This is a genomic window from Gemmatimonadota bacterium (assembly GCA_026702745.1).
Classification (GTDB): domain Bacteria; phylum JAAXHH01; class JAAXHH01; order JAAXHH01; family JAAXHH01; genus JAAXHH01.
The window spans coordinates 40,708-66,062 of sequence record JAPPBT010000065.1 but is presented as its reverse complement, the minus strand read 5'-3'; the positions used below and the strand labels follow the sequence as shown (position 1 = coordinate 66,062).

The window sequence follows — 25,355 nt, the reverse complement described above, 5'->3', positions numbered from 1 at the left end:
ATCGCAAGCCCCATCGAATGCCTGACCCAAATGTTGCCCGGCAGGAATCCATGTACCTGAAGCACATGCTTCCCCATCAACTGCACGAGGCGGTAAAGCGGGGCGACCCGCTGCTGGTCCCCGCCGGCTGCATCGAGACCCACGGCCCCCACATGGCCATCGGTCACGACACCATCATCGTGGAGGAGATCTGCGCGCGCGTGGCGAAGCGCCTGGACGCGGTCATCTCGCCGCCCTTCGATTTCGGTCCCACCGGTTACGCGCTGGGCGGTCCCGAGGACGGCACCATCGACCCCGATTACGATGCCTTCGGGTCGTACGTGAAGTCGATCCTGCGCAACTTCCTGGAGATGGGCTTCGGGCGGGTCTACGTGATGATCATGCACCAGGGCATGGAGGCCCCGCTGGCACTGGCATTCAAGAAAGCCGCGGCGGAACTGTCCTTCGAATTGGTCCTGGCCGAAGGCAAGCCCCGGGGATGGTGGGCGGACGCCGGGATGTCCCGAGAGGCCCGCCGGTTTGGCCGAGTCCAGGTCCACCCCATGATCCTTCCCGCCGCATCCCCGCCCGCCGGCGGCGACCACGCCGGATACAACGAGACTTCCTTCCTGCTGGCTACGCGCCCTGAACTGGTGGACCAGGGCCGCCTCGACGAAAACGCGCCGTGGTACTGCCGGCAGGACGAAGACCGGAACAGCTGGACGGCCAATGCGGGGCACGGGGAGGCCATGGTCGAGGCAGTCGTCGATGCGTGGGTCGAATTACTGCAGCACTGAATACTACTGAATACAAATCGAAGCGTCTAACTGAAGCGTTTCACTGTGGAAAGGAGCAATACATGCGGTCCATTTTCGTCGGTATCGAGTACGCCGGCAAGTCTACCCTGATCGATCACCTGGACGCCTATTACCAGAAACGGCGGCGCCGGACCCACCTCGACGATCACTTTACCATACCGGACGCTTCCCTGAGTCCCGTTTCCCGGGCCCAGTACGTCCACTATCCCGACGACGTGAAAGAACGCATGCAGCGGATGCAACTGCACTACCACGTGGAGGTCATCCGCAACTACCCCCACACCCTGATCGCCGGCTGGCACATCGAGGAGAAGGTCTACTGCGACGTATACGGCAGCGTGGAGGGGAATCCCTACTACCCCAACTACGTCCAACACAACCAGCGGCACTACGAGGTGCTGGTCCTTGAAGCCCGGCTGCCCGACGTCGTGCTGATCCACCTCACCGCCGACGACGAAGCGATCCGCGAGCGCATGCGCACTGATCCCCACGAGTACCAGATCATCGACGAGAAGGACATCCCCGATCTCAAGAAACGCTTCGAGGACGAGGTCGACCGGTCGCTCCTTACGCGCAACGGACACCTGATCACACTGGATACGACCGAAAAATCACCCGCGGAAACACTGGACGAACTGCTGCTGAAGACCGATCCGCTGGTGACCGACGGCGAACTGGCCATGCGGGCCATGCCGGTGCCAGATTGGGACTACGAAGTCAGGTACGAGCACGGGGTAAGGAAGATGGTGTAGGGGTGGTGTAGGGGGAAGTTACAGGTTTTTTGTGTTTTTTTAAGTTTTTTTTGAATCCATAACGAGATCGTGGGTTTCGATTCCGACGATTCAAGTATGGACCCATTCGAAGGGAAGGCTGGCTTGTAGGGAAGGCAGGACAGTATTGAGGGCGTTATACGTCCAAGGAGTCAGACGATGACCGAGATATCCCGTGATAACTTGACCTTCGGCGCACAGATCGTAACTGCCGTTGGAATGTTCATTGTGACCCTGGGCATCTTGTTCATCGCAACGCTTACTTATCTGGATCGGGAAGACCAGGGATTCAGGAATGAGATTCGGACCGACCTCACAGAAATCCGTGCGGCGATGAGAGATATGAACAATCGTCTCGACAACATCAACACCCGACTCGGAAGGGTCGAGGGTTTTCTGCGTGTACCCGGTAACGACAGCGAATGACGCCTACGCCGCCAGGCCCTTGCCCTGGGCTTCCTTGATGCACTCGGCGAGGATGGGCACGCCTTCGCGGATATCCTCGATCGTGGGGAACCCGAATGCAATGCGCAGGTAAGGGATGTCCTCGTTCGCGGCGCTGAAGGACTGTCCGAGACTGTAGTAAACCCCGCGCCCTGCCGCCAGTTGCAGCGCTTTCCGCGTGTCCGTCGCCGAGGGGATGCGCACCCATACGAACATGCCGCCGGGCGGATCCGTCCACCACACCTCCTCGCCCAGATCACTGAAGTGGGTCGCCAGTGATTCGACCAGGGCGTCCTTGCGCGCCTTCATGACCTCGTTCACTTCGCGGATGTGATCCCAGAGATGATCGCCCAGGTATTCGGCCACGATCATGCTCGCCAGCGCGTTGGTCCCGCCGTCCATCTTGTTCGCCATGATCCGCTGCTGCAGTGCCTCCGGCGCCATGAAGTAGCCCTGCCGGACGCCCGGTCCGAGGATCTTGGAAAAGGAGCCGACGTATACGACCCGGCCGTCTTCATCGAGGTGGTACAGGTTCGGCGGCACCGGATCGGACTGGAAAACGAGATCGGCGTAACAGTGGTCTTCGACGACCAGCGTGTCGAACTCCCCCGCCAGTTCGAGGAGGCGCTTGCGACGCTCCAGGGACAGGATGGAGCCGGTGGGATTGTGATGGGTGGGGATGGTGTAGATGAACTTCGGCGGCGTGCCCGCCTCGACAAGCCCTTTGAGCACGGTCTCCAGTTCATCCGGCACGAGCCCCTGATCGTCGACAGGCGCCGGCGCGATGCGCACCTGCCGGCTCCGGAACACGCTCAGCGATCCGCCGTAGGTGAAGGCTTCCGCGACGATCGTATCTCCCTGCGACGCGAAGGCCTCCGTGATCAACTGGAGCGCCTGCATGGAACCGGACGTCAGCACGATCTCTTCCAGGGGCACCGCCCGGCCACCGCCGCGTTCGAAGCGCTCCGACGCGATGGCCCGCAAGGGTTCGTAACCGCGGCCGTCCGGGTAATTCACCAGTTCCGGGCCCCGGGCCCTGATGACTTTCGCGGCGGCCTCCGCCAGCGCGTCCGAAGGGAAGGACAGCGGATCGGGTCTCCCCGCGCCGAAATTAATCTCACGCATGGACCTGCTCCTGTAAGGTGGCGGTTCCGCCGTTGTGGGTATTTCAGATTCTCGATGCACAGGTATGTCGACCTCGGAATGTAGAACGGCCGTCCCGTGCCTGTCAACCGGTTCTGCGTGGGTCTGGGGCGTAAGCGGGAGCTTAGCGAGGCGGCCACCAGGGCGGACCGGGGGCGGATGGGGGCGGACCGCGAGCGGATCAGGGAAGGACCGGAGAGGACCCGGAGCGCGAACTACGGGACAACGTGGGTGGCGTTGACAGGATATTCAGCGCATCCTACATTGATCCTACCTGACCCTGTAGGTCGCATCCATCGGCTATTCAACCATGATCCTGTTCCGATTCCTCCTGCTGTTCAGTACACTCACGTCATTAGCGGCTGTTGCCGAAGCGCAGGACCAGCGGCAGGATCGGGCACCGCAGGCGCAGCCCCCGATCCGTGTCGAGGTCCCCCTCTTCGAGGGCGGCCAGGGACTGGAGTTCTTCCTCGCGTGCGCCCGGACCTACGAACAGGAGCACGAAGGCGTGGTGATCGACCTCTACGGCGATCCGCGCATCCACGACAAGGTGCGGGTGCGCATCCTGGAACGGTCCTTCCCCGAGGTCACCAACGCACGCCTCAACTACTGGGCGCTCATCCGCAACGGCGACCTGCTGCCCCTGGACGAGTTCCTCGACCAGCCCAACTGGGAGGGCGACCGCGCCTGGCGCGAATCGTTCCTGCCCGGGACCCTGGCCCAGTACACCCACAAGGGAAAGACCTACGGCATCCCCCTGATGGCCTCGGCATACGCCGTCTGGTACAACAAGAACATGTTCGAGGAAAACGGCTGGGAGCCGGCGACGACCTGGGAGGAGTTCATCGCCCTGTGCGAGGAGATCAAGGCCGCCGGGATGTGGCCTCTCGCCTTCCAGGGCCGGTACCCGGGCTACGTACAGGTCGTGATCGATCACGGCTACTACCACCTCGCCGGACCTGACCGTTACAACGACCAGAAAAACCTGGTGCCTGGCAGCTTCGACAACCCCGAGTTCATCGAGGCCCTGTCCAACGCGCAGCGGATCGCGCTGAACTACTTCCAGCCGGGCGCCATGGGCATGAGCCACACCGAATCCCAGCTCGAGTTCTTCCTGGGGCATACGGCCATGATCTTCTGCGGTTCGTGGCTCAAAAGCGAGATGCTGGGGAAAATCCCGGACGATTTCCGGCTGGGGTCCTTCAACATCCCGGTGGCGCCGACCGGCAGGGCGGATCCCACGGCCGTCTACGGCGGGTCCGGGTACTATTTCGTCCTGAAGGACAGCGAGAACCCGCTGGCCGGGGTCGAGTTCCTGCGCTTCATGACTTCGCGGCGCATGGCCGGCCTGTTCGCCCGGATGCGCGACATCCCCGTGTCCGTGGCCGGCGTATCCGAAGCGAACCTGACCGAGGACATGGCGGACCTGGCGGACATGCTGAAGAACGCGGCCGTCACCTACGGCACGCCGCCCGGCGAGGGCTATCCGGCCATGACACAGTACTGGATCGACGCCCGGTTCAGGGTGATCACCGGCCAGACCACGCCCGCCGAGGCCGCCGCGGAACTGGAAGCCGCCGCCACTGTCGTTCGCAGGCAGGCCATCGCGCCGGACGAGATCAACATCCGGCACGTCTGGAAACCCAGCCTGCTGATCGGCCTCATGGCCCTGGCCATCGGCTACTGGTCGGCCACGACCTACAAACGCTACCGGGAGCGGCGCCGCGCGGGGAAATCACACGTCGCCGGCCTCCCCTTCCTCGGGCGCACCGACCGGATCATTTTCATCGCGCCCGCCCTGCTGCTCTACGCGGTGTTCGTAATCATCCCGAGCGCGAAATCGTTCCTCTGGAGCCTGAACGAATGGGACGGGCTGACCGACATGCGCTTCACGGGCCTGCTCAACTTCGGCCGGCTGCTCTTCGAAAGCGACGGGTTCTGGATCGCGCTGAACAACAACCTGTTCATCATGTTCGTCATCCCGCTGTTCGTCATTCCCCTTTCCCTGTTCCTGGCCGTGTGCATCAGCCGGCAGATCCGGGGGTCGAAGTTCTTCCGCATCGCCTTCTTCTTCCCGAACATCCTCGGGGCCGTGGCCGCGACGCTCCTCTGGATGCACCTCTACAACCCCCAGGGCGGACCGATCAACGCCGCGCTGGTGGGACTCGGCCTGATCCTGTCCGCGTTAGGCTTCGAGAGCGCGGGAAGCTGGCTGCAGGCCATGGAAGGATTCGCCTGGCTGTCGCAGTCCAACCTGTACTGGGCGCTCATCCCCATGTCCATCTGGGGCGCCTGCGGCTTCAACATGATCCTCTTCCTGGCCGCCATGGAGAGCATTCCCCAGAGCCTCTACGAAGCGGCGGACATCGACGGGGCCTCGTCGTGGCGGCAGTTCTGGACCATCACCCTGCCGCTGATCTGGGAGGTGCTGTCCATCTCCATCGTGTTCATGGTCATCGGCGGGATGAAGGCCTTCGAGACCATCTGGCTCCTGACCAACCAGACGCCCACCACGCAGGTGCACGTCATCGGCACGCTCATGGTACAGGATATGTTCACCGAGTTCAAGATCGGCGAGGCCACGGCCATCGCGGTGCTGCTGTTCATCATGGTCTTCTTCGGCACGGCCGCCACGCTGCGGCTCATGCGAAGGGAAACGGTGGAGTTCTGATGACGCGGACGAGCCAAACGAGCCCGTCGGACTTGAAGAGCAGGACGTCGGCCTGGAATATCGTGATCTATCCGGTCCTGCTCGGTTACCTGGTCATCGTGGTCTACCCGATGGCCTGGCTGCTGTACACGTCGCTCAAGACGGACCGGGAGATCTTCCTGGCGCCCTTCACGCTGCCGGACTGGGCGGACCTGCAGTGGATCAATTTCTCGCGGGCTTGGACGGTGGGGCAGTTCGGGGACTACTTCCTGAACAGCGCGATGCTGACGGTCCTGACGGTGATCCTGTCGCTGCTCTTCGCGGCCATGGCGGCCTATGCCCTGTCGCGGTTCCGCTTCTTCGGGGCGCGGCCCCTGTTCTTCTTCTTCCTGGCCGGCCTGATGGTGCCGCTTCAGCTGGCCATCGTGCCGCTGTTCTTCCAGATGAAAGACCTGATGCTGCTCAATTCCCGGCTGGGATTGCTGCTCGTCTACATCGCCTTCGGCATGCCCTTCGCCATCTTCATCCTGGCGGGTTTCTTCAAGTCGCTGCCGTCCGGACTCCACGAGTCGGCCCTGATGGATGGCGCCGGCGAACTGCGGGCCTTCTGGCACATCATGCTGCCGCTGGCCAAGCCCGCCCTGGTCACCGTCGGCATCTTCGCCTTCCTGGGCACATGGAACGAGTTCTTCATGGCCTTCATGTTCCTGTCGGGCGAGAACGCCGAAAGCCTGCGCACCCTTCCCCTCGGCCTGGCCAACATCACCATCGTGAGCCAGTACCGCAGCGACTGGGGCATGGCTTTCGCCGGCCTGGTGCTCATGATGCTGCCCACCATGGCGGTCTACGCCCTGCTCCAGCGCCAGGTGACGAAGGGGATCACGGTAGGGGCGCTGAAGGGGTGACGCCTGGTAACTACTGGTGGGGCGCCCGAGAGGTGACGCGCCCGAGAGGTGACGCGCGAAACTACGGCTTCGCGATCCAGACCGGTTCGGGCGTGATGCTCGTTTCCGGCGTGGGACCGGTGTCGTCCCATTCCGGTTCGTTCTCCAGCAGGAAGCCCGGCTCAACCGACATGTCGTGATCGCAGCGGATCTGGCAGGACAGCCGTATCTCGCCGAGTGCGCCTTTCTCGGTCAGTACGTCGCGTTCGGCCTCAGTCATCGTGTCCGGTTCGCCCGAGACGAAATGCACGCGGCAGGTCGTGCACTTGGCGTTGCCCCCGCAGCGATGGCCGATGTTCACACCCGTACCCTCGATCGCCAGCACGAGACGCTGTCCCGATTCCACCTCGTGCTCTACGCCGTTTACCGTGAGTTTCGGCATGGTGACACGCTCCTTTCAAGGGTTGTCAATGTTGACAATGTATTAAACGTCGTTAAAACCTCCACCGGCAGCCGGCGCGATCAGCCTGTAGCCGGCGCGCAACCGGTCCGATCAGCCCGTGATATCGTGCCCGAGCCGGTCCCGGGTATGCTCCAGGTCCACCCAGCGGTGCGGCCCGTCGGTCACGGCGTAGCAGACCTCGTACACCGGGTTTTCCGTGGCCTTGAGGGCCAGTTCGATGATCTGCGTAATGTCTTCCTGGCTGCACCAGACCGAACGCAGGAAGGGCTCGGTGGCCTCGTTGTCCTTGTTGACCCAGCCGATGCGCAGGCAGACGACGGAGAAGCCATGGGCGTCGTGGTAGGTGCGGCAGATGCCTTCGCCCCAGACCTTGCTGGCCGAATAGGGTTCCGTGGGACGGGGCGGATCGGTGACCTTGACGATGGGCATGGGGTCGGGCAGCCCTTCGAGGCGGCCTTCGTTGAGCGACTTGTAGGGTTCGGAGAACTGCCCGTACCCCCAGCTCGCCATGACCGAACTCGCGTAGATCAGCCGCCGGATGCCCTCCTCCCGGCAGACTTCCAGTACGTTGTAGGTACCCCGGATATTGCTTTCAAGGATGGTCTCGAAGGAGGCGCCGGGGTCGGGAACCGCGCCGAGATGGACCACCGCGTCCATGCCCGACAGCGCCCGGGACACGGAATCCCGGTCGGTCAGGTCGGCCAGTGAGAAGCGGTCGTCCGGTATGCGAAGGAGGTCCTCGTCGTCGATCCGGTCCGAAGAAGCCGTCCGCCGGCCGCTGCCGTAGACTTCGTAATCATCCTTTCCGCTCAGATGCCGGTAGGTCAGGTTGCCGATCAGTCCGTACGCACCTGTTACGTGCACCTTCAATGGTCTTCCCTCGCTCATTGGTTCCTCCGGTTGAACTTTCCGTGAATCGATTGGGTCAGGACATCCCATCGGTGGCCGCTTCAGGCTTCGTCCATGAATGGATAGCGCCAGTCCGTCGGCGGGACCATGGTTTCCTTGATCGTCCGGGCGCTCATCCAGCGGAGCAGGTTCATCGGGCTGCCCGCCTTGTCGTTCGTGCCCGATGCCCGCGCGCCCCCGAAGGGCTGCTGGCCGACGACGGCCCCGGTGGGCTTGTCGTTGACGTAGAAGTTGCCGGCCGCGTTGCGCAGCGCGTCCGATATGCGCACGATCGCAGCGCGGTTCCGCGCGAAGACGGATCCGGTCAGGGCGTAAGGCGACGTTGTGTCGCAGAGCGCGAGGGTCTCGTCCAGCCGGTCATTCTCGTATACATATATGGTCAGCACGGGACCGAAGATCTCCTCCTCCATGGTCCTGAACCGCGGGTTCGTCGTCACGATGGTCGTGGGCTCGACGAACCAGCCCCGCTCGCCGTCGCATCCGCCGCCGGTGATGATCTCGGCGTCGTCCGCCGACCGGGCGTATTCGATGTAACCGGTGATATTGTCGAAGGCCGCCTCGTCGATCACGGCCGCCATGAAATTCGAGAAATCTACGGGATCGCCGACCCTGATCTGCGAAACCTCCGCCGTGAACCGGTCCCTGAAGGCCGGCCACAGGGAGCGGGGCACATACATCCGGGAGGCCGCGGAACACTTCTGCCCCTGGTATTCGAAGGCGCCGCGCACCGCCGCCGCGACCAGGGCGTCCACGTCCGCCGAGGCGTGGACGAAGATGAAGTCCTTGCCGCCCGTCTCGCCCACGATGCGGGGATAGTGCTTCATGCGCGCCAGGTTGCCCGCCACGGTACGGTACATGCGCTGAAACGTGGCCGTCGATCCGGTGAAGTGAATGCCGGACAGGTCCGGGCTGTCGAGCACGGGGTCGCCCACTTCGGCCCCGGATCCCGGGATGAAGTTGATCACGCCGGGCGGCAGGCCGGCTTCCTGCAGCAACCGCATGACGTGCCAGGCCGAGTAGACAGCGGAGGATGCCGGTTTCCAGAGCACCGCGCAGCCGGTGAGAGCCGGCGCCGTGGGCAGGTTACCGCCGATGGCCGTGAAATTGAAGGGCGTTACGGCGAATACGAATCCCTCGAGGGCCCGGTACTCCAGGCGGTTCCAAACACCCGGCGAGGAAGCGGGCTGGTCGCTCATGAGCTGCGCCAGGTAGCTGACGTTGAACCGCCAGAAGTCGATCAGTTCGCAGGCCGAGTCGATCTCCGCCTGGAAGATCGTCTTGGACTGGCCCAGCATGGTCGCGGCGTTGACCGTCTGGCGCCACGGTCCGGCCAGCAGGTCGGCCGCCTTCATGATGACTGACGCCCGTTGCTCCCAGGGCATGTCCGACCACGCCGCCCGGGCCTTCAGGGCCGCTTCGATGGCCATGCGGACCTCGGCCTCGCCGGCCTTGTGATAGACGCCGAGGTCGAGCCCGTGGTCATGGGGAGCCCGCAGCGGCGCCGTGTTGCCCGTCTTCACCTCCCGGCCGCCGATGATCAGCGGGACCTCTATGGGGGTGGATTTCAGTTCGGCGAGCTTCGCCTTGACGGCCGCTCTTTCGGCCGATCCCGGCGCGTAATCCAGGACCGGTTCGTTGTAGGGCTGGGGCGGGTTGAAGCGTGCGTTGGCCATGCTCCATATGTATCCGGCGCGCGGCCGATGTGTCAACTGTTTTGTAGGCCGTCTGCCGGCGTTCCGCGGCACCATCCGTGGCGCTCCCCACGGCGCTCCCCGCGGCCATTTTACCCTTGCCAGACCCCGCGGAGAAATGAGATATTGGGGGTATAAACCGAGTCAGTCAGGCGATCGACAACAGCAGGGCTCGCGGCGGCGCGGAACAGCGGCCGGCCGGGCCGGGAGTACGGTCATGAGCACCGATCAGGCCAAACAGGAACACGGCATTAAGGCGGTTAACCAGGAATACACGCAGTACGACCAGGTGGAAAAGGAACAGACCTACAACTTGGCCGAAGGCGCGGCGGAGGAGGAATTCGACGAGGAAACGCGGATCCGGACCTGCGACATGAGCCTCTTCCTCCACGGCGGCCCGGAGGGCAGGGCGCAGTTCGCCCGGGACATCGGCGAGGCCATGGAGGGCATCGGTTTCGTGATCCTCGAGAACCACGATATCCCGCCCGACCTGTACGAGGAGGCCGAGCGCAAGGTGGCCGAGTTCTTCACGGACACGCCCATGGCCGACAAGATGAGGTACGAGGCGGAGCGGCACGGTTCGGTCAACCAGGGCTACTTCCCCATCAAGCAGACCAGCCGGATGCATCCCGACCTCGTCGAAGGCTGGGTCTTCTGCCGCAGGGCCTTCAACCTGGGCGAGAACCCGGACTACCGCGAGACGGACTACTGGCCCGCGGCTGGATACGAACCGTTCTTCCGGCAGGTCATCCAGCAACACGAGATGTTGATCCTGCCTCTCATGCAGAGCATCCTCGCCTACCTGGGCTGCGATCCGTCCCTCTACGACGAGAAGCTTACGCGGACGAACTTCGGCTTCCGGCTCAACTACTACCCCCCCATCACCAAAGAGGACGATGAGTCCGGGGCCGGCCGCATGCTGGGCCACGAGGACGTGGACCTGTTCACCATCCTGCCCTCCCACGGGGTGGACGGACTGCAGGTGCTCAACCGCGAGAACATGAAGTGGATCCGCCTCAATCCCCCGGAAGGCAGCATCATCATCAACACGGGCGACTACATGCAGCGGATCACCAACGACCGCCTGCCCTCCACCACGCACCGGGTCAGCAAGCCGCAGGACGCCAGCCTCTTCGGCTCCGCCCGCGTCAGCATCCCCATGGCGGTCTACGTCTGGGAGGAGGAGATGCTCGAGGTGCTGCCCAACACAGGCGAGCCCAAGTACGAACCCATCTCGGCCGTCCAGTTCCACACCCGGACCACGAGCAAGTACTACGGCGACGACTATGCGGTGGATGATGACTGACGGGTGGACGATGACTGAGAACACACGGAGAGGCTGACGCAAGAGGCCGCGAACAAGAAACGGACCCAGGAAAGGGCGGCGCATGACCCCCCACGAGCAGTACCTCTTTGACCTGCAGGGCTTCATCGCGGTCCCGGACGCCCTCGACGCCGGACAGCTCACCGAGTTGAACCGCATCCTCGACGAAAAGATCGAGGAGGCCATGGAACCCGGCGCGACCACGCACCGGTTCGGCTTCACCCTGCTCGACTGGGGACCCGCCTACCGCGACCTGATCGACAACCCGTGCATCGTCCCCTACATGGAGCACATCGTCGGACCGCGGTTCCGGCTGGACCACGACTACGCCGACATCATCCGTAAGGGCGACGGCCCCATCGGCACGACCCTTCACGGCGGCGCCATCCCCTTCGACCCGCTGTATTCCTACACCTGCGTCAACCAGGAGATCCGTTGCGGCCTGTCCGTGGTCGCCTACAACCTGAAGGACGTGAACCCCGGCGACGGCGGCTTCGGCTGCGTGCCCGGCAGCCACAAGGCCAACTTCCGGTTCCCCGACGAGTGGCGCAACCTCAAGACCGACCAGCCCTTCATCCGCGCCGTGACCGGCAAGGCCGGCACCGCCGTCATCTTCACCGAAGCGCTGACCCACGGCACCATGCCCTGGCACGGTGACGAACGCCGCACCCTCTTCTACAAGTACTCACCCAATTCGGTATCCTGGTACGCGGAGTACTACGAAGCCGAAAAGTACGAGGGACTGACGGAACGGCAGCAGCAGATCCTCGAAGCACCGAACGCCAGGTACGGGCAGCGGTTTAAGCCTGGAGTGGTTGTGTAGGTGGGCTTTACGTAACTCGGTAGACCAGCCAGTCTTTCGCCAACATAAATGCAGCATATAGGTTACTGGATCGTGAGGTCACCGGTGGACGTCACGATAGTCGTAATGACTGCCTTGGATCAAGTGGTCGATATGTATTTAAAATTCTCGAAAATTAGTATGAGCAGTATCGTTCCCAGTTGAAAGACTATACGGACGTGATCTTGACCACAGATTCCCGGCCTTACCTTCGAACTGTGTTCCCGTTAAATTTGGGATGGAGAGAGTGGATATTCATAAAGTATGTGGAGTGTTTTTCGACAGAACATTTATCTACTGTGCTAAATATCGAGTAAAGCCCAGTAATTGTAACTTCCTATGTACAAACGACAAATGACGCAATAGATTGCTTGAAAGGCGGTTGCGTCAATAGAACTATTCCTCCATTCTTACAATTTCAAATTTAATAATCACTGTCAGGAGAAATGCCACCGATGCTTGACGAATTGGTAGGATGTATCGATGATCTGAAGGAACGGATTTCTAAGTACCGTAACTCAATAAATGAAAGTGAAACTCGTACTCGAATGCAGTTGATAGATCCTCTGTTACGTGTGCTAGGCTGGGATGTCTCCGATCCGCAGTATGTTGTACCGGAATACAAAGTGTCCGATGGTTGGGCTGACTATGCTTTGTTACGAGATGATGGGAAACCTGCTGCTATGGTGGAAGCAAAAAAACTGGATGAATTTTTGAAGTCCACACACCGTGCTCAGATGTTAAAATACGCGATTGAGTTGGGTATCCCGTATACTGGGTTGACGAATGGCAATCACTGGGAGATATACAATGTTTTCGAACCGGTGCCAATGGAGGAAAAAAAGATCTTGGATGTTTCCATATTGGATAAACACTCCCACGAGATTGCTTTGAAGCTACTGTTACTCTGGCGCTGTAACTTAGACTCCACTAACACAGTGACAGCGAATGAACCCGTCCTAGTCGACATTCAGAACAGTGGTCCAACACCACCTCCACCTCCGGACCCACCATCGTCAAATTGGAAGGTTTTATCGGACTACGAACCACCTGCAAATACGTCCGCGCCAATTGCTTTGAGGTTATGGGATAACACAGAACGACAGGTGAATCATTGGTATGAAGTACTTACTATCGTCGCCGAAAAACTGTACGAAGACTCGGTACTTAGAGTCGAACATGCTCCGATACAATGGTCTCCGAAGATCTATAGCATACATACACAACCGATTCATCCGACTGGTAAAGAGTTTTACAGCTACAAAGAAATCGGAAACTCGGTGTTGTTTGTAAACGTAAACCTAAATGCTCGTCAAGTACGGGCTAGTACTAAGAATCTGCTTAAAAAATACAAAATAGGAGCAGAGAAGATTTACCTTAAGGAATCCGAATAGGTAGTACCGTTAATCTGCCAAGTTTACTAGGCCTCCGCAGGCGATGTTAAGGTTCTACCTCACTATACTTTAAATCTCGCTCTCAGGCACGGTTCCTCAGTACTTAGAAACGATTTCTGCAACTAACCTAGTTAGAATATCCCTGCTAAGTTGCGTGGTAATTTAAACACAAACCGTCATTCACCACTGTTTCGGTTTGTACGCGGCTCAGTCTGTTTAATGCAATCGAGTCTACAAATCCACACGTTTACACAATCAAGAGTGCAGACAAACCACTGCACATGTTCAAACTCTTTCGACCTCCATTCGAAATCAGAATCGGCGACCGTCTCCCATCATCTAAACAGTGCGAGACTGACTAAGATTCGCCTGTATGGGAGATGAGGATATGGAGCACAATCTATGAATTTGACATCAGAAGAGACCAGCGCCAGACCCTGTTGGTTTGTAGGCGCGAGTTTCGGAAGAGTAAACGACCAGACTGAGCAGTTCCTGAAAGAAGGAATTTGGAAGAACAACTTCGATGAAGATCATCCGACTGTTGCGATGACCAAAACCATGCAGCCTGGTGATCGAATTGCGATAAAATCGAATTTCGTTCGCAAACACGATCTGCCGTTTGACAGTCGAGATCATTTTGTATCAGTAATGGCGATCAAGGCTATTGGTACAATCACAGCCAATCTTGGCGATGGTCACACAGTCAAAGTAGATTGGCATAAAGTCGATCCCGTGCGTGAATGGTACTTCTTCACCTTTCGAGGAACTGTATGGCGGGTGTTACCAGGAGATAATTGGCATATCGATGCCCTGATTGCATTTGCATTTGAAAACACACCGCAGGAGATCGATAGGTTTCGGAACGCTCCATATTGGCGAGACAGGTTCGGGGACTATACAGGCGACAAAAAACACTACGAATGGACAGGTTTTTATGAGGCTTTTGCAGATGGATTACTAGCCTTCAAAAACCGTCGAACTGAGTTAATCTCGGGGATACATGAAATCGCTTCGAGAGTAGACGGGATGACCCTTGTTCATGGTGATCGGTTTAACGACGGCACTACTGGACCATTGAAGGACATTTGTCCATTTACGACTATGGGCCTTTTTAATCGTGGTATCTCACATACCAATCGGAAAGTCATAGGTACCGAACTGGCAAAATTACTGAATATCACAGGAACATTCCCTGCATCCCTAGATGGGATTCCCGTTCTCAACAATCAGAGTTCTTGGTTATTTGGTTTCGAGAAAGACAGACGGCCGGATGACATCGATTCTCTTTGGGAAGTTTTTACGCGAGCGATCGAACTCACAGATTCTGATGATGAAAATGCACGAGATCATTTTATATCATCCTTCAACGATGCTGCGGGCCGTCTCTTTGTAGGTTGGTCCCTTACAATTGGACTTCACTGGATTCGACCATGGGATTTCCCAGCCCTAGATAAACAAGTCCGTCAATACTTAGATGTAAAACTGAATGTAGAAATCGGTTTGAATGTGCCAAATAAGAGGTTTTGTAGTGCTAACGATTATCTTAAGGTTCATGAAACGCTGACGACTAGGTTTCATGAAGACACGTACCCAGTCCGCTCTTTTCCGGAACTATCCCGTGAAGCCTGGCTGTACAAATATAGTGGCTCGGTTGGGCCGCCAACAAATGGTCCGGATCCTTTGTTACCAAATGATCCATATTCACTCGATAACATCGTAAACGATGGGTGTTTTATTGGCAGAAAGAAACTCGAGTCAATACTCAATCGCCTTCGTACCAAGAAAAACCTCATACTTCAAGGCCCTCCGGGAACCGGTAAAACTTGGCTGGCCAGAAAGTTAGCCTTTGCATTAATCGGTGAACGAGACGAAAGCAAGGTACGTTCTGTACAGTTTCATCCTAATCTTTCCTACGAAGATTTCGTACGTGGATGGCGTCCAGCAGGAGATGGTAAACTCACGCTTGTTGACGGTCCCTTCATAACCATAAGGGATGAGGCGGAGAAAGATCACAATGCTAGGTATGTCTTAGTAATCGAGGAGATAAACAGAGGTAATCCAGCACAGATTCTAGGTGAAATGTTGACTCTACTTGAGACTGACAAGCGAACTCCAAATGAGGCCTTGAGACTGGTTTATCCGAGGTCTAGTGACGAACGATTCTTTATTCCCAACAATCTCTTCGTAATTGGTACGATGAATATCGCCGACCGATCCCTTGCTCTTGTAGACCTGGCGCTTCGTCGTAGGTTTGCCTTTATCGACCTTGAGCCTACCCTGGGCGAGCCCTGGCGTAAATGGGTCCACCAGAAGAACAAGATAGATATAGAGACACTCACTGAAATTGAGCATCGCATCGGTAATCTGAACCAAACGATCGCTGATGACGCCAGTCTTGGTTCACAATTTCGTTTGGGACACAGTTATGTTACACCACCATTTGAACAACCAATTGACGACGGTCGAAAGTGGTACCGGGATGTGGTCGATACGGAAATCGGACCGTTACTCGACGAATATTGGTTCGAAGACCTCGAGAAATCAGAAAATGCAAAGCAGAAACTTCTGGAAGGCTTCTAGTGGATTATGGTCCAATAGTTAGCACTGCTGATCGGACGGATGAGCAGTCTGGCCATATCGGTCGTATCCCCGTACGTAATCTTTGGCTGTTGATGCTTTACGCCTCAGATCTTTTCAGACAACTCGATGCATCAGGAAACCGATCTTACGAAAATAATCCAGATGACCTACCCGATCTGGTTGCCGAAATCCTTTCTCATGAAGTCGAGCGACGATTAAGACGAAATCTGAGTTACGGTTACCAGTTCCGTCACGATGTACTCGGACGTGTTCGAGGACGTATAGACCTACTCCAAACCGAAGCACATCAACTACTGCAACGGGGCATGGTCGCCTGTCGATTCGACGAGCTGACGATTGACACCCCGAGAAACAGGTACGTTCGATCCGCGCTCGAGGCGATCTCCAAGTTTGTACATAAGAAAGAGTTGGCTCATCGGTGTCGAGTGCTCGTGGGAAGCCTTAGGCGCCAAGGTGTTGTGGGTGAACGACCGGGACGCGAGGAAACTTCTGTAGAACGATACGGCAGACATGACGCGGTAGATCGCAAGATGGTGGATGCAGCTCGTCTCGCCTTCGAAATGGCCATTCCGACCGAGCAGACCGGCTCAAGGCACCTGCCACTGCCGGACCGTGATTTAAACTGGATACGCAGACTCTTTGAGAAAGGTATTGCAGGATTCTATGATGTGGTGCTTTCCAAATACGGGTGGAAGGTGAATTCTGGAACGAGAATCAGATGGCCCACGACAGACATGAGTCCGCGGATTCACGAGGTACTCCCTACCATGCGTACCGATATTGTGTTGGACCACGCTGCAAAAACCCGTCGTATAGTTATAGACACGAAATTCAACTCAGTTTTATCTAGTGGATGGTATAGAAATGAAGGTATAAGAAGCGGATACATGTATCAGATTTATGCATACTTGAGGTCTCAGGAAGAGAGTGGCAATCCGCTTGATTTACATGCAGAAGGGATGTTTCTCCATCCATCGGTTGGCGAGATGTTCGATGAATGGGTAGTTATTCAAGGTCATCGAATCCAATTTAAAACCGTTGATCTTGCGGCTGACACACAGACCATCAGATTGCAACTGTTGAATGCTATTCAAGTATGAGTTTACTTGTCTGGCGATGTTGACGAGTTTGTGGAATACATCCTTAATGGGAGCTACATTACGAACAAAAAACCAAACAATGACGTTGGCGAAGACAATCCCCCAGCCAACCTTGCAGAGGCGATCCGTGCTCGTTTTGCACCATTGGGTTGTGTAGAATTGGAAATTCCACCACGCGAATCCATGCGCGATCCGCCTGATTTTGAGTGCGACGATAGGTCAATGCTTACCGAGACCCGTTCCATCTAAAACCGATAATGCGCACCACTTAAGATATCACCCACAAAGGACCACCCATGAACCCCATCGCTTTGGGATCGCAACGTGAACTCTTTGTAGATCCCTACCTGATCGACACCCTTTCCGGCACTCGTCTGCACCTGCACGAACCCGTTCGAAAGGAGACGGTGTTCCGCGTAATCGAACCCCTGGAGAACGCCTGCACGGGCTGCTACAACCTGGTCCAGGCCGACGGAAAGATCCTGGTGTACTACCGCGGCTATCACCCTACGGGCAAGCACGAGGAGCTGCCCGAGGGTTGGGCGCAGACGCAGACGACGAACCTGCTGGTCAGCGACGACGGCATCCATTTCGATCGGCCCGACCTGGGTCTGGTGGAGGCGGAGGGGTCCACGGACAACAACATCCTCATCCGGGGCGCCCAGGCGCACAACTTCTGCGTCTTTCTGGACGGCAATCCGTCCGCGCCGCCCGAACAGCGTTTCAAGGCCATCGGCGGAGAGGGCAGAAACATGCTGTTCGGGTTTACTTCTCCCGACGGGCTCGTCTGGGAATCCATCGTGGACGGCCCCCTCAAGATCGAGGGCGCCTTCGATTCGGTGAACGTACCCTTGTGGGACGACTACGTGGGTTGCTACCGCATCTTCAGCCGGTACTTCGAACAGACCGGGGATGAAGGCGTCGGGGTCCGGGCTATACAGAGCTGCACCTCGGATGATTTCATCCACTGGACCTCGCCCGAGCATCACGTGTACGACGAAGGCGTCCCGTTCGAGCATTTTTACACCAACGCCACCACGCTATGCCCCGGGGCGGAACACATCCTGCTGTCCTTCCCCATGCGGTTCGTGCCGGAGCGTACGAAGGATACGAAAGGCATGGACTATCCCGGCGGCGGAATCTCCGACGCGGTGTTCATGACCAGCCGGGACGGCGTCCACTGGGATCGCACGTTCATGGACGCCTGGCTGAGGGCCGGCCTGGACCAGCGAAACTGGACCCATCGCAACCAGACGCCGGCCGCGGGGATCATTCCGACTGCGCCGGACGAGTGGTCCATGTACGTCGCCGAACACTACGGCTGGAACACCAACGCCGTGCGGCGGGTGACGGTCCGCCCCCACGGCTTCGCCTCGGTACGGGCAGGCTACCACGGCGGGGAGTTCCTCACGAAGCCAGTGACCTTCACCGGATCGACGTTGTTTATCAACTACTCGACGTCGGCCGTGGGCAGCGTGTCGGTGGAAATCCAGGATGCGGAGGGCCGTCCCCTGGATGGATTTGCCGCGAAGGACATGGAACCGGTGTTCGGCGACGATCTCGACGCCCCGGTCGCGTGGCGCGGGGGCGGTGGACAGGGCGGCGCACCGAGTGGTGGCCCGGGCGATGGCGAAGGCGGCACGGCCGGCCTTTCCAGCATGGTCAACCTGTCCCGCCTGAACGGGACGCCGGTCCGCCTGCGCTTCGTGCTGAAGGACGCTGACCTGTTCTCTGTCAGGTTCGGGGATTCCTGACCGGCCCTTAGTGCCTGACGGCCCGCCACCAGTGACTGGCCGACGACGCTGACCGGGCCGACGACTTTCGGCCCGACGCCCTAATCCGCCTGGATCGGTTTTCCGCGAAGCTTCCGGTAGATGGCCGGGGCCATGGAGATGGTGATGAGCAGGACGAGGGCGATGACCAGGTTGGTCAGGGCAGAGGAGCGCAGGGCAGCGCGCGTCACTTCGTCGAGTTCGGCGCCGGCCAGGTAGACCTGCATCAGCGACGCCGCGGTATAGGCGTAGATGAAGGTGCCCGGTGTGATCCCGATCATGGTCGCCAGTGCGAAATGAAGCTTGCGCAGGCCGGAGAGTCCGGCGGCGAAGTTCAGCACGTTGAAGGGGATGACCGGGATCAGCCGGAGCTGGAGCATGCGCAGGAACCCCTTCTTCCGGAGTCGACGGTCGATCCGGTCAATGGGACCCTTTATGTAGCGGGATACGAAATCGCGGCCCAGGTACCGGGCCAGGTCGAAGGCGAGGTTGGCGCCGATGTTCGCGCCGATCATGACGTACAGCGCGCCTTCCAGGGCGCCGAAGGTGAAACCCGCGAAGAAGGTCAGGATCACCATCGGCAAGCCCAGCACGGTGAGGACGACGTAGACGCCGATAAACACCAGCGGCGCCCACCAGAATCCCTCGATCGAATCGAAGAACCTCTCCATCACCACGGGCTGGAGATAGTTGCCCAGGGGTGTAAAGCTGTAGGCCACAAAGCCGGACAAGGCGATCGCGAGCAGGATGACCGGCTTGACGAGTTGTCGCTTCCGGCCGGAGGTCTCTACTGTGGCCTCGACAGCGCCCTCGCCTGCGTTCTCGGCAGCGGCTTCGCCGGTTCCCTCGACTGTACCTTCGCCGGTTCCCCCGCCGGGGTCTAATTGCGACACGGCGCGTTTGGTTTTTTCATGGATTCATTAATCCGTGCGCTTAGTCCGCAGGCTGTTCGTTGATGCCCCAGTCGTAGTGCAGGTAATCCACGTCCACGTCTTCGCGCTTCAGCAGCGCGCGGGCCGCGTCATCCGGCACGTAGGGGGCGATGTAATCCAGGACCTCACGCTGGTTCTTCCCGAAGTCGTCCTTGTACCAGTCCATGATGGGCGAAAGCCAGACGGTGTTATCCTCCGGATCGGCTCGGAACTTACTGGGATCGGCGAAAAAGACAAGGGTATTCGCCTTCATCTGCCGCTGCACGTCCTCCGCGGTGAACGCTTCGGTCATGAGCGGCGGGCATCCGATAGAGGCGCACACGAGGGCGAAATGGACCAGGGGTTCGTCCATCTTGCGCAGGATGTTGTGCTCGATGTCATCCAGCGAGTATTCCCGGCCCTGGATCTCGATCTTGTAATCCTTCCAGATGCTGTACCCGAGCACGCTGACGTGATCCCTGATGCTGCTCGTGGGATAGAAGTGCAGCATCCCGCGGATCGTGAGCGCGTTGTACGTATTGATCCAGTAGGCGAAGACCTCGTTCCGGTCCTTCAGTCCAGCGGGGTCCACACTCTTGATCATCTCCAGGTAGCCGTCCAGCGTGCCCACGTCGCGGGCTTTCCAGGTCCGGTAGTCGATCATGCCCCGGTCGTCCACGTATTTCTTCAGCAGACCGTCGTATACGGAGTGATCCACCATACCGCCTCCCTCCGCTTCGGCCGTCCCTCTTCCAGCCTGCGCTTCGGCCGTCCCGGCGTACATGGCCGCCGTCAGCGCAAAGGCCATTCCCGTATACATGACTGCCGTCAGCGCGACGACCATCATGGACTTCCATGGTCTTGAACGCATCTGTCTTGTACGCATCGCTCGTGTCCCCTATTTCCCTTGCTCCGCATGGGAATTCCTGCTATATTTTATTGACTTCCGCTGACGATTCGCGCACCGGATTCACCCTTCCCAGGCGGTAAGAAACCATGGAAACGAAACCCCGCGGCAGCATCATCTACGCCCTCGCCGCGATCCTGATCCTGGCCGGACTGATCTCGGCCATCGTGGCCGAAATGAGATCGCCTGAAGTGGCTGTGATCTACGATGCGGACAACCCCATGTCCGCGAATCCCTATTCGGTCGATCTGGAATTCGCCCTGATGGACGCCGACGAGAACGAATACACCATCGCCCAGTTCGAGGGCCAGGTCCGGGTCGTCAATTTCTGGGCCACCTGGTGCCCACCGTGCCTCGACGAGATACCCGACTTCCAGGCGTTCCATGAAAAATATGAAGATCAGGGCGTCAAGATCATCGGCATCGCCCTCGACGAGCAAGGCGCGGAAATCGTGGAGCCCTTCGTCGAGGAAATGAACATGACCTACCTGTCCCTCATCGACACCACGCAGAAGGCCGCCACCGAGTTCGGCGGGATCTACGGCATTCCGACCACCTTCATCATCGACCGAGAAGGGATGGTCCGGAAGAAGCACGTAGGCTACATGTCCTACGAGAACCTCGAATCCGCCGTGCTTCCCCTGCTGGCGAACTAGGTCACGTTCGGCTGCGGGACGCCGGCAATACCTCCGAGAAACTCCGGCTGCGGGACGCCAGCCTTCTACTGTATTCGATCCGTTGTTGCGCGGCGCGCTGTGATTTCACCTTCCCGCCCCGTGCAGTCTCCCGAGCGTCTCCGCCAGGTTACGTCCCAGTCCCTCCACAGCTGCCTGGCGCCTTTCGTCTTTCAATCGCCCGTCTTCCGTAAACGCGCCGTGCGCGCCCGGCAGCGCCAGCTGGTCCGGCAGGACCATCACGTGGATGTTGCTCAGGATCGATCGAACGTGCACGAGTCCGCGCAGGCCGCCCAACGACCCTGGCGAAGTGCTCATCAGCGCGGCCGTCTTGTTCCGGAAGACCGCCAGCCTCTCCTCGCCCGGTGCGGGCCTCGATGCCCAGTCGATCGTGTTCTTGAGGAGGGGCGTGATGGAGCTGTTGTATTCCGGCGCGGCGATCAGCAGACCCTGGCTGGCCATCATCAGCGCTTTGAAGCGGACCGCGTTTTCCGGTAGCCCTTCCCGTTCTTCCAGGTCGCCGTCGTACAGCGGCATGGGATAGTCGCGCAGGTCGACCAGGTCGACTTCGGCCCCGGCTTCCTCCGCGCCGCGCGCCGCGATATCGACCAGTTTCCGGTTGAAAGACCCGGTTCGAGCACTGCCTGCAAACGCGAGTATCCTGGGCACATAGGTCATAATGAATAGTCGCGTTTCAAGCCTCGGAAGTCAAGGGCGGATTGAACACCCGGCGGCGCCGTTCCGATCAGCCGTTTCTCCCCTTCGCGCAAGGCCTTTCCAGCCGGTTTCGCGAGGGAGAAACACCTTGACGAAAGGGCCTGGCATGGCTATCGTTTCAACATTGTAAATGCACCGGACGGAAGCCGACCGCCAGCCAGAAAACCCCATCCCGCCCATGCCCCGATCCAAAGGAACGCTGACCCCCGCCATGGCGCAATACGCCAGGATGAAGGATCGGCACAAGGATGCGATTCTCTTCTTCCGCATGGGGGATTTCTACGAGACCTTCGACGACGACGCCAGGCTGGTCTCCCGCGTCCTGGGCATCACGCTGACCGCCCGCAATTCCGGTACCGGCGGCGCGGAGAAGACGCCGCTGGCCGGCGTGCCTTACCACGCGGTGGAGAAGTACATCGCCGAACTCGTGGGATCGGGATACAAGGTGGCCGTCTGCGAACAGGTCGAAGACCCGAAGAAGGCCCGCGGCGTGGTCAAGCGGGATGTGGTGGAGGTCGTCACGCCGGGGACGACCATGCTGGCGCAGACCCTCGATCCCGTCGAGAACAACTACATGGTCGCCCTCGCCTTCGACGAAGACGCCTGCGGCCTGGCCTTTCTCGACCTGTCCACGGGCGAGTTCCGGACCGCGGAACTCAGCGAAGACGACCTGCTCAGCGAGTTGAGCCGCCTCGACCCCGCCGAGGCGATCGTGTCCTACGACCGGGCGGAGCAGGCCGAGGCGCTCCTCAAGCCCCGTTTCCCCGACATCGCCATCAGCCGGCTCGAGGAGTGGGCCTTCGTCTTCGACCAGGCGCACCAGGCCCTGCTCGGTCATTTCGAAGTGCTGACGCTCAAGGGCTTCGGATGCGATGAAATGACCGCGGGCGTCTGCGCGGCAGGCGGCATGCTGGTCTACCTGCGGGAGACCCAGAAGAACCGGCTGGCCCACCTGAAGACGATGGCGCGCCATGACGTCGCAGACGCGATGCTCATGGATTCGGCGACGCAGCGCAACCTGGAGCTGATCACCTCGCTGCGGGACGGCGGCCGCGATGGGACGCTCCTTTCCGTGATGGACCGGACGTACACGCCCATGGGCGCCCGTTACATGCGCCAGGCCATCACCCGGCCGCTGGTCTCCGTAGAGGCCGTCCTGGCCCGCCAGGAAGCGGTGGGCGAACTCCACGGGGAACACGGGGCGCGGGACGAATTCGCCGGCCTGCTCAAGTCCATGGGGGACATGGAACGGCTGGCCGCCCGCGTCGGGTCGGAGCGCGCCAATGCCCGCGACCTGATCGCGCTGAAGACCGCCCTGCACGTCATCCCGGTCATCAAGGAGAAGCTCGCGGGCCTGAAGGCCGGGTTGTCCGCCGGACTCCGGGACGGGCTGCAGGAGCTCAGGCCGCTGGCGGAGAAACTCGAGCGGGCCCTGGTGGACGATCCGCCCCTCTCGCTGACGGACGGCGGGCTCATCCGCTCGGGATACAACGAGGACCTCGACGACCTGCGCGTGATCAGTTCGGGCGGAAAGCGCTGGATCGCCGAACTGCAGCAGAAGGAGCGCGAGCGCACGGGGATCCAGTCCCTCAAGGTGGACTACAACCGCGTTTTCGGCTACTACATCGAGGTCACGAAACCGAACTTGCACCGTCTGGAAGGCGAGTACATCCGCAAGCAGACCATGCGCAACGCGGAGCGGTTCATCACGCCGGAGCTCAAAGAATACGAGGAGAAGATCCTGGGCGCCGAGGAGAAGATCGGCGAACTGGAATACACCCTCTTCCTTGAACTGCGGGAGGAGGTGGCCGCGAGCCTGGGCGAGATTCAGGGCAACGCGCGGGCGATCGCGCAGCTGGACTTCCTGACCGCGCTGGCGGAACTGGCCGTGCAGAACGACTACGTGGCCCCGGAAATCGTGGACGGTCCGGTCCTGGGAATCGACGACGGCCGCCACCCGGTGGTGGAACAACTGCTGCAGGGCGAGGCCTTCGTGCCCAACGATACACAACTCGATAACCGGACGAAACAGATCGCCCTGATCACAGGGCCGAACATGGCCGGCAAGAGCACCTACCTCCGCCAGGTGGGCCTCATCGTCCTCATGGCCCAGATCGGTTCCTTCGTCCCGGCGCGCTCCGCGAAGATCGGCATCGTGGACCGCATCTTCACCCGCGTGGGCGCCTCCGACAACCTGGCCCGGGGAGAAAGCACCTTCCTCGTCGAGATGAACGAGACCGCGAACATCCTCAACAATGCGACACCCCAGAGCCTCGTCCTCCTCGACGAGATCGGCCGGGGCACGAGCACCTTCGACGGCCTGAGCATCGCCTGGGCGGTTACGGAATTCCTCCACAACACGCCGGAACGAGCGGCCAAGACGCTCTTCGCCACGCACTACCACGAGCTGATCGAACTGGCGTCGAGCCTCGACCGCATCGCCAACTACAACGTGGCCATCCGGGAACAGGACGACCAGATCGTGTTCCTGCGGAAGGTGATGCCCGGCGGGAGCGACCGCAGTTACGGGATCCAGGTGGCGCGCATGGCCGGACTGCCGCGCAGCGTGGTCGAACGGGCCCGGGTCATCCTGGCCGACCTGGAGGACGAAGATCTTGCGCCGGATGGCGTGGACGGCGCGTACGCCGCTGGGGACGGCGGGGGTGGTATGGACGGTGTGGACGGCGCGGACGGGACGGGCGGCGCAGCAGGCGTATCGGGCGGCGCTTCCGGGCGTCTGCGTGGACCGGGTCCGGCGCGTCACGGAAAACCGACGGCGGAAAGCCCCGAATACCAGCTCAGCCTGTTCCTGCCGGCGGACCATCCGGTCGTCGAGGACATCAAGGAACTTGACCTTGACCTGATGACCCCGGTCGAAGCCATGAACGCCCTGTACCGGCTTCAGCAGAAGGCCGCCGACTCCGATCCCGACGGTGCGTAGCCATGTCCATCATCTCTTCCGCCATGCTCGTCAATCCCGACGGCGACATCCTCGTCAACTTGCGAGACGACGATCCCCGGATCATCTTCCCGAACCTATGGAGCCTCATCGGGGGCCACGTGGAGGCGGGCGAGAGTCCCGAAGAAGGCCTGGTCCGGGAAGTGGAGGAGGAGATCGGCTACCGGCTGGACGAACACTATCCCCTGGCGACCTTCTTCGACGGCGCCGACGTGCGCCACCTCTTTCTCGTACCGATCGACGTCCCCATAGACGACCTGGTGCTGGGCGAAGGGCAGGCCATCCGGTACATGGACCCCGAGCGGGCGCTGGCCGAACTGGACCTCTGCGTCACCGGCCGGCGGTGCATCGAGGTCTACCTGCGCCACCTCGAGTTCCAGGACTACGTCCGCGGGCGGGGGTGA

At 59.8% G+C, this 25,355-nt stretch carries 22 protein-coding genes; 15 read left to right on the top strand and 7 right to left on the bottom strand.

The annotated features are described in order from the left end of the window. Nucleotides 1-17: 17 nt before the first annotated feature. From OXH56_10420 to OXH56_10410, 3 genes are all read left to right on the top strand, one after another. Complete coding sequence (locus OXH56_10420) at nt 18-776, top strand: creatininase family protein (protein ID MCY3555723.1); 759 nt, start codon at nt 18-20, stop codon at nt 774-776. 62 nt (nt 777-838) lie between these two features. After that, complete coding sequence (locus OXH56_10415; protein ID MCY3555722.1) at nt 839-1,549, top strand: hypothetical protein; 711 nt, start codon at nt 839-841, stop codon at nt 1,547-1,549. Nucleotides 1,550-1,726: 177 nt separating this feature from the next. Continuing rightward, nucleotides 1,727-1,993: a hypothetical protein gene (locus tag OXH56_10410; protein MCY3555721.1), complete on the top strand. Its 267-nt coding sequence runs from the start codon at nt 1,727-1,729 to the stop codon at nt 1,991-1,993. A 3-nt stretch (nt 1,994-1,996) separates the two neighbouring features. Here the strand turns inward: OXH56_10410 and OXH56_10405 are convergent, their stop codons facing one another. Then, the gene (locus tag OXH56_10405) at nt 1,997-3,136 is read right to left on the bottom strand and encodes a PLP-dependent aminotransferase family protein (GenBank protein MCY3555720.1); all 1,140 of its coding nucleotides are present in this window, start codon (nt 3,134-3,136) and stop codon (nt 1,997-1,999) included. Nucleotides 3,137-3,464: 328 nt separating this feature from the next. Between OXH56_10405 and OXH56_10400 the strand changes: the two genes are divergently transcribed. Both OXH56_10400 and OXH56_10395 read left to right on the top strand, forming a co-directional pair. Next, complete coding sequence (locus OXH56_10400) at nt 3,465-5,825, top strand: extracellular solute-binding protein (protein ID MCY3555719.1); 2,361 nt, start codon at nt 3,465-3,467, stop codon at nt 5,823-5,825. Further along, nucleotides 5,825-6,709: a carbohydrate ABC transporter permease gene (locus tag OXH56_10395; protein MCY3555718.1), complete on the top strand. Its 885-nt coding sequence runs from the start codon at nt 5,825-5,827 to the stop codon at nt 6,707-6,709. The genes OXH56_10400 and OXH56_10395 overlap by 1 nt, the downstream gene beginning before the upstream one ends. 61 nt (nt 6,710-6,770) lie before the next feature. Here OXH56_10395 and OXH56_10390 read toward each other — a convergent pair whose 3' ends face one another. From OXH56_10390 to pruA, 3 genes are all read right to left on the bottom strand, one after another. Continuing rightward, nucleotides 6,771-7,130, bottom strand: coding sequence for a 2Fe-2S iron-sulfur cluster-binding protein (locus OXH56_10390; protein ID MCY3555717.1), 360 nt, complete (start codon nt 7,128-7,130; stop codon nt 6,771-6,773). 111 nt (nt 7,131-7,241) lie between these two features. Next, nucleotides 7,242-8,039 (bottom strand): NAD-dependent epimerase/dehydratase family protein, encoded by a 798-nt coding sequence (locus OXH56_10385; GenBank protein ID MCY3555716.1) that lies wholly within the window; start codon nt 8,037-8,039, stop codon nt 7,242-7,244. Between the two features lie 62 nt (nt 8,040-8,101). Next, nucleotides 8,102-9,733 carry an L-glutamate gamma-semialdehyde dehydrogenase gene (gene pruA / locus OXH56_10380; protein ID MCY3555715.1) on the bottom strand — a complete coding sequence of 544 codons (1,632 nt, stop codon included), beginning with the start codon at nt 9,731-9,733 and terminating at the stop codon, nt 8,102-8,104. A gap of 235 nt (nt 9,734-9,968) precedes the next feature. On the opposite strand from pruA, the gene OXH56_10375 reads away from it, so the two are divergent. The 7 genes from OXH56_10375 to OXH56_10345 all read left to right on the top strand — a co-directional run bounded on the left by OXH56_10375 (nt 9,969) and on the right by OXH56_10345 (nt 18,765). Beyond that, on the top strand, nt 9,969-11,057 hold the full coding sequence (locus tag OXH56_10375; protein ID MCY3555714.1) for a hypothetical protein: 1,089 nt from the start codon (nt 9,969-9,971) through the stop codon (nt 11,055-11,057). An 82-nt stretch (nt 11,058-11,139) separates the two neighbouring features. Beyond that, nucleotides 11,140-11,898 carry a phytanoyl-CoA dioxygenase family protein gene (locus OXH56_10370; protein ID MCY3555713.1) on the top strand — a complete coding sequence of 253 codons (759 nt, stop codon included), beginning with the start codon at nt 11,140-11,142 and terminating at the stop codon, nt 11,896-11,898. Between the two features lie 473 nt (nt 11,899-12,371). Then, nucleotides 12,372-13,310 carry a type I restriction enzyme HsdR N-terminal domain-containing protein gene (locus OXH56_10365; GenBank protein ID MCY3555712.1) on the top strand — a complete coding sequence of 313 codons (939 nt, stop codon included), beginning with the start codon at nt 12,372-12,374 and terminating at the stop codon, nt 13,308-13,310. Nucleotides 13,311-13,712: 402 nt separating this feature from the next. Further along, on the top strand, nt 13,713-15,890 hold the full coding sequence (locus tag OXH56_10360; protein ID MCY3555711.1) for an AAA family ATPase: 2,178 nt from the start codon (nt 13,713-13,715) through the stop codon (nt 15,888-15,890). Then, complete coding sequence (mcrC, locus tag OXH56_10355; GenBank protein MCY3555710.1) at nt 15,890-17,011, top strand: 5-methylcytosine-specific restriction endonuclease system specificity protein McrC; 1,122 nt, start codon at nt 15,890-15,892, stop codon at nt 17,009-17,011. Before OXH56_10360 ends, mcrC begins: the two co-directional genes overlap by 1 nt. Nucleotides 17,012-17,068: 57 nt before the next feature. Continuing rightward, nucleotides 17,069-17,260 (top strand): hypothetical protein, encoded by a 192-nt coding sequence (locus OXH56_10350; GenBank protein MCY3555709.1) that lies wholly within the window; start codon nt 17,069-17,071, stop codon nt 17,258-17,260. A 47-nt stretch (nt 17,261-17,307) separates the two neighbouring features. Further along, nucleotides 17,308-18,765, top strand: coding sequence for a hypothetical protein (locus OXH56_10345; protein ID MCY3555708.1), 1,458 nt, complete (start codon nt 17,308-17,310; stop codon nt 18,763-18,765). Nucleotides 18,766-18,845: 80 nt separating this feature from the next. Here OXH56_10345 and OXH56_10340 read toward each other — a convergent pair whose 3' ends face one another. Next, the gene (locus OXH56_10340) at nt 18,846-19,676 is read right to left on the bottom strand and encodes a TVP38/TMEM64 family protein (protein ID MCY3555707.1); all 831 of its coding nucleotides are present in this window, start codon (nt 19,674-19,676) and stop codon (nt 18,846-18,848) included. Nucleotides 19,677-19,716: 40 nt separating this feature from the next. Then, entirely contained in the window at nt 19,717-20,580 is an 864-nt protein-coding gene (locus OXH56_10335; GenBank protein ID MCY3555706.1) for a DUF547 domain-containing protein, read from the bottom strand. 110 nt (nt 20,581-20,690) lie between these two features. Here OXH56_10335 and OXH56_10330 point away from each other — a divergent pair, with 110 nt between their 5' ends. Next, nucleotides 20,691-21,257 carry a redoxin family protein gene (locus OXH56_10330; protein ID MCY3555705.1) on the top strand — a complete coding sequence of 189 codons (567 nt, stop codon included), beginning with the start codon at nt 20,691-20,693 and terminating at the stop codon, nt 21,255-21,257. Between the two features lie 105 nt (nt 21,258-21,362). Here OXH56_10330 and OXH56_10325 read toward each other — a convergent pair whose 3' ends face one another. Then, nucleotides 21,363-21,953, bottom strand: a complete 591-nt coding sequence (locus OXH56_10325) for an NAD(P)H-dependent oxidoreductase (protein ID MCY3555704.1) — start codon at nt 21,951-21,953, stop codon at nt 21,363-21,365. Nucleotides 21,954-22,170: 217 nt separating this feature from the next. Here OXH56_10325 and mutS point away from each other — a divergent pair, with 217 nt between their 5' ends. Continuing rightward, entirely contained in the window at nt 22,171-24,933 is a 2,763-nt protein-coding gene (mutS, locus tag OXH56_10320; protein MCY3555703.1) for a DNA mismatch repair protein MutS, read from the top strand. A 2-nt stretch (nt 24,934-24,935) separates the two neighbouring features. Next, nucleotides 24,936-25,355: an NUDIX domain-containing protein gene (locus OXH56_10315; GenBank protein ID MCY3555702.1), complete on the top strand. Its 420-nt coding sequence runs from the start codon at nt 24,936-24,938 to the stop codon at nt 25,353-25,355.

Bases quoted from the DNA above. Each gene is read 5' to 3' on its own strand.
- OXH56_10420 (MCY3555723.1), top strand. From the start codon at position 18: ATGCCTGACCCAAATGTTGCCCGGCAGGAATCCATGTACCTGAAGCAC.
- OXH56_10415 (MCY3555722.1), top strand. From the start codon at position 839: ATGCGGTCCATTTTCGTCGGTATCGAGTACGCCGGCAAGTCTACCCTG.
- OXH56_10410 (MCY3555721.1), top strand. From the start codon at position 1,727: ATGACCGAGATATCCCGTGATAACTTGACCTTCGGCGCACAGATCGTA.
- OXH56_10405 (MCY3555720.1), bottom strand. From the start codon at position 3,136: ATGCGTGAGATTAATTTCGGCGCGGGGAGACCCGATCCGCTGTCCTTC.
- OXH56_10400 (MCY3555719.1), top strand. From the start codon at position 3,465: ATGATCCTGTTCCGATTCCTCCTGCTGTTCAGTACACTCACGTCATTA.
- OXH56_10395 (MCY3555718.1), top strand. From the start codon at position 5,825: ATGACGCGGACGAGCCAAACGAGCCCGTCGGACTTGAAGAGCAGGACG.
- OXH56_10390 (MCY3555717.1), bottom strand. From the start codon at position 7,130: ATGCCGAAACTCACGGTAAACGGCGTAGAGCACGAGGTGGAATCGGGA.
- OXH56_10385 (MCY3555716.1), bottom strand. From the start codon at position 8,039: ATGAGCGAGGGAAGACCATTGAAGGTGCACGTAACAGGTGCGTACGGA.
- pruA (MCY3555715.1), bottom strand. From the start codon at position 9,733: ATGGCCAACGCACGCTTCAACCCGCCCCAGCCCTACAACGAACCGGTC.
- OXH56_10375 (MCY3555714.1), top strand. From the start codon at position 9,969: ATGAGCACCGATCAGGCCAAACAGGAACACGGCATTAAGGCGGTTAAC.
- OXH56_10370 (MCY3555713.1), top strand. From the start codon at position 11,140: ATGACCCCCCACGAGCAGTACCTCTTTGACCTGCAGGGCTTCATCGCG.
- OXH56_10365 (MCY3555712.1), top strand. From the start codon at position 12,372: ATGCTTGACGAATTGGTAGGATGTATCGATGATCTGAAGGAACGGATT.
- OXH56_10360 (MCY3555711.1), top strand. From the start codon at position 13,713: ATGAATTTGACATCAGAAGAGACCAGCGCCAGACCCTGTTGGTTTGTA.
- OXH56_10345 (MCY3555708.1), top strand. From the start codon at position 17,308: ATGAACCCCATCGCTTTGGGATCGCAACGTGAACTCTTTGTAGATCCC.
- OXH56_10335 (MCY3555706.1), bottom strand. From the start codon at position 20,580: ATGCGTACAAGACAGATGCGTTCAAGACCATGGAAGTCCATGATGGTC.
- OXH56_10330 (MCY3555705.1), top strand. From the start codon at position 20,691: ATGGAAACGAAACCCCGCGGCAGCATCATCTACGCCCTCGCCGCGATC.
- OXH56_10325 (MCY3555704.1), bottom strand. From the start codon at position 21,953: ATGACCTATGTGCCCAGGATACTCGCGTTTGCAGGCAGTGCTCGAACC.
- mutS (MCY3555703.1), top strand. From the start codon at position 22,171: ATGCCCCGATCCAAAGGAACGCTGACCCCCGCCATGGCGCAATACGCC.
- OXH56_10315 (MCY3555702.1), top strand. From the start codon at position 24,936: ATGTCCATCATCTCTTCCGCCATGCTCGTCAATCCCGACGGCGACATC.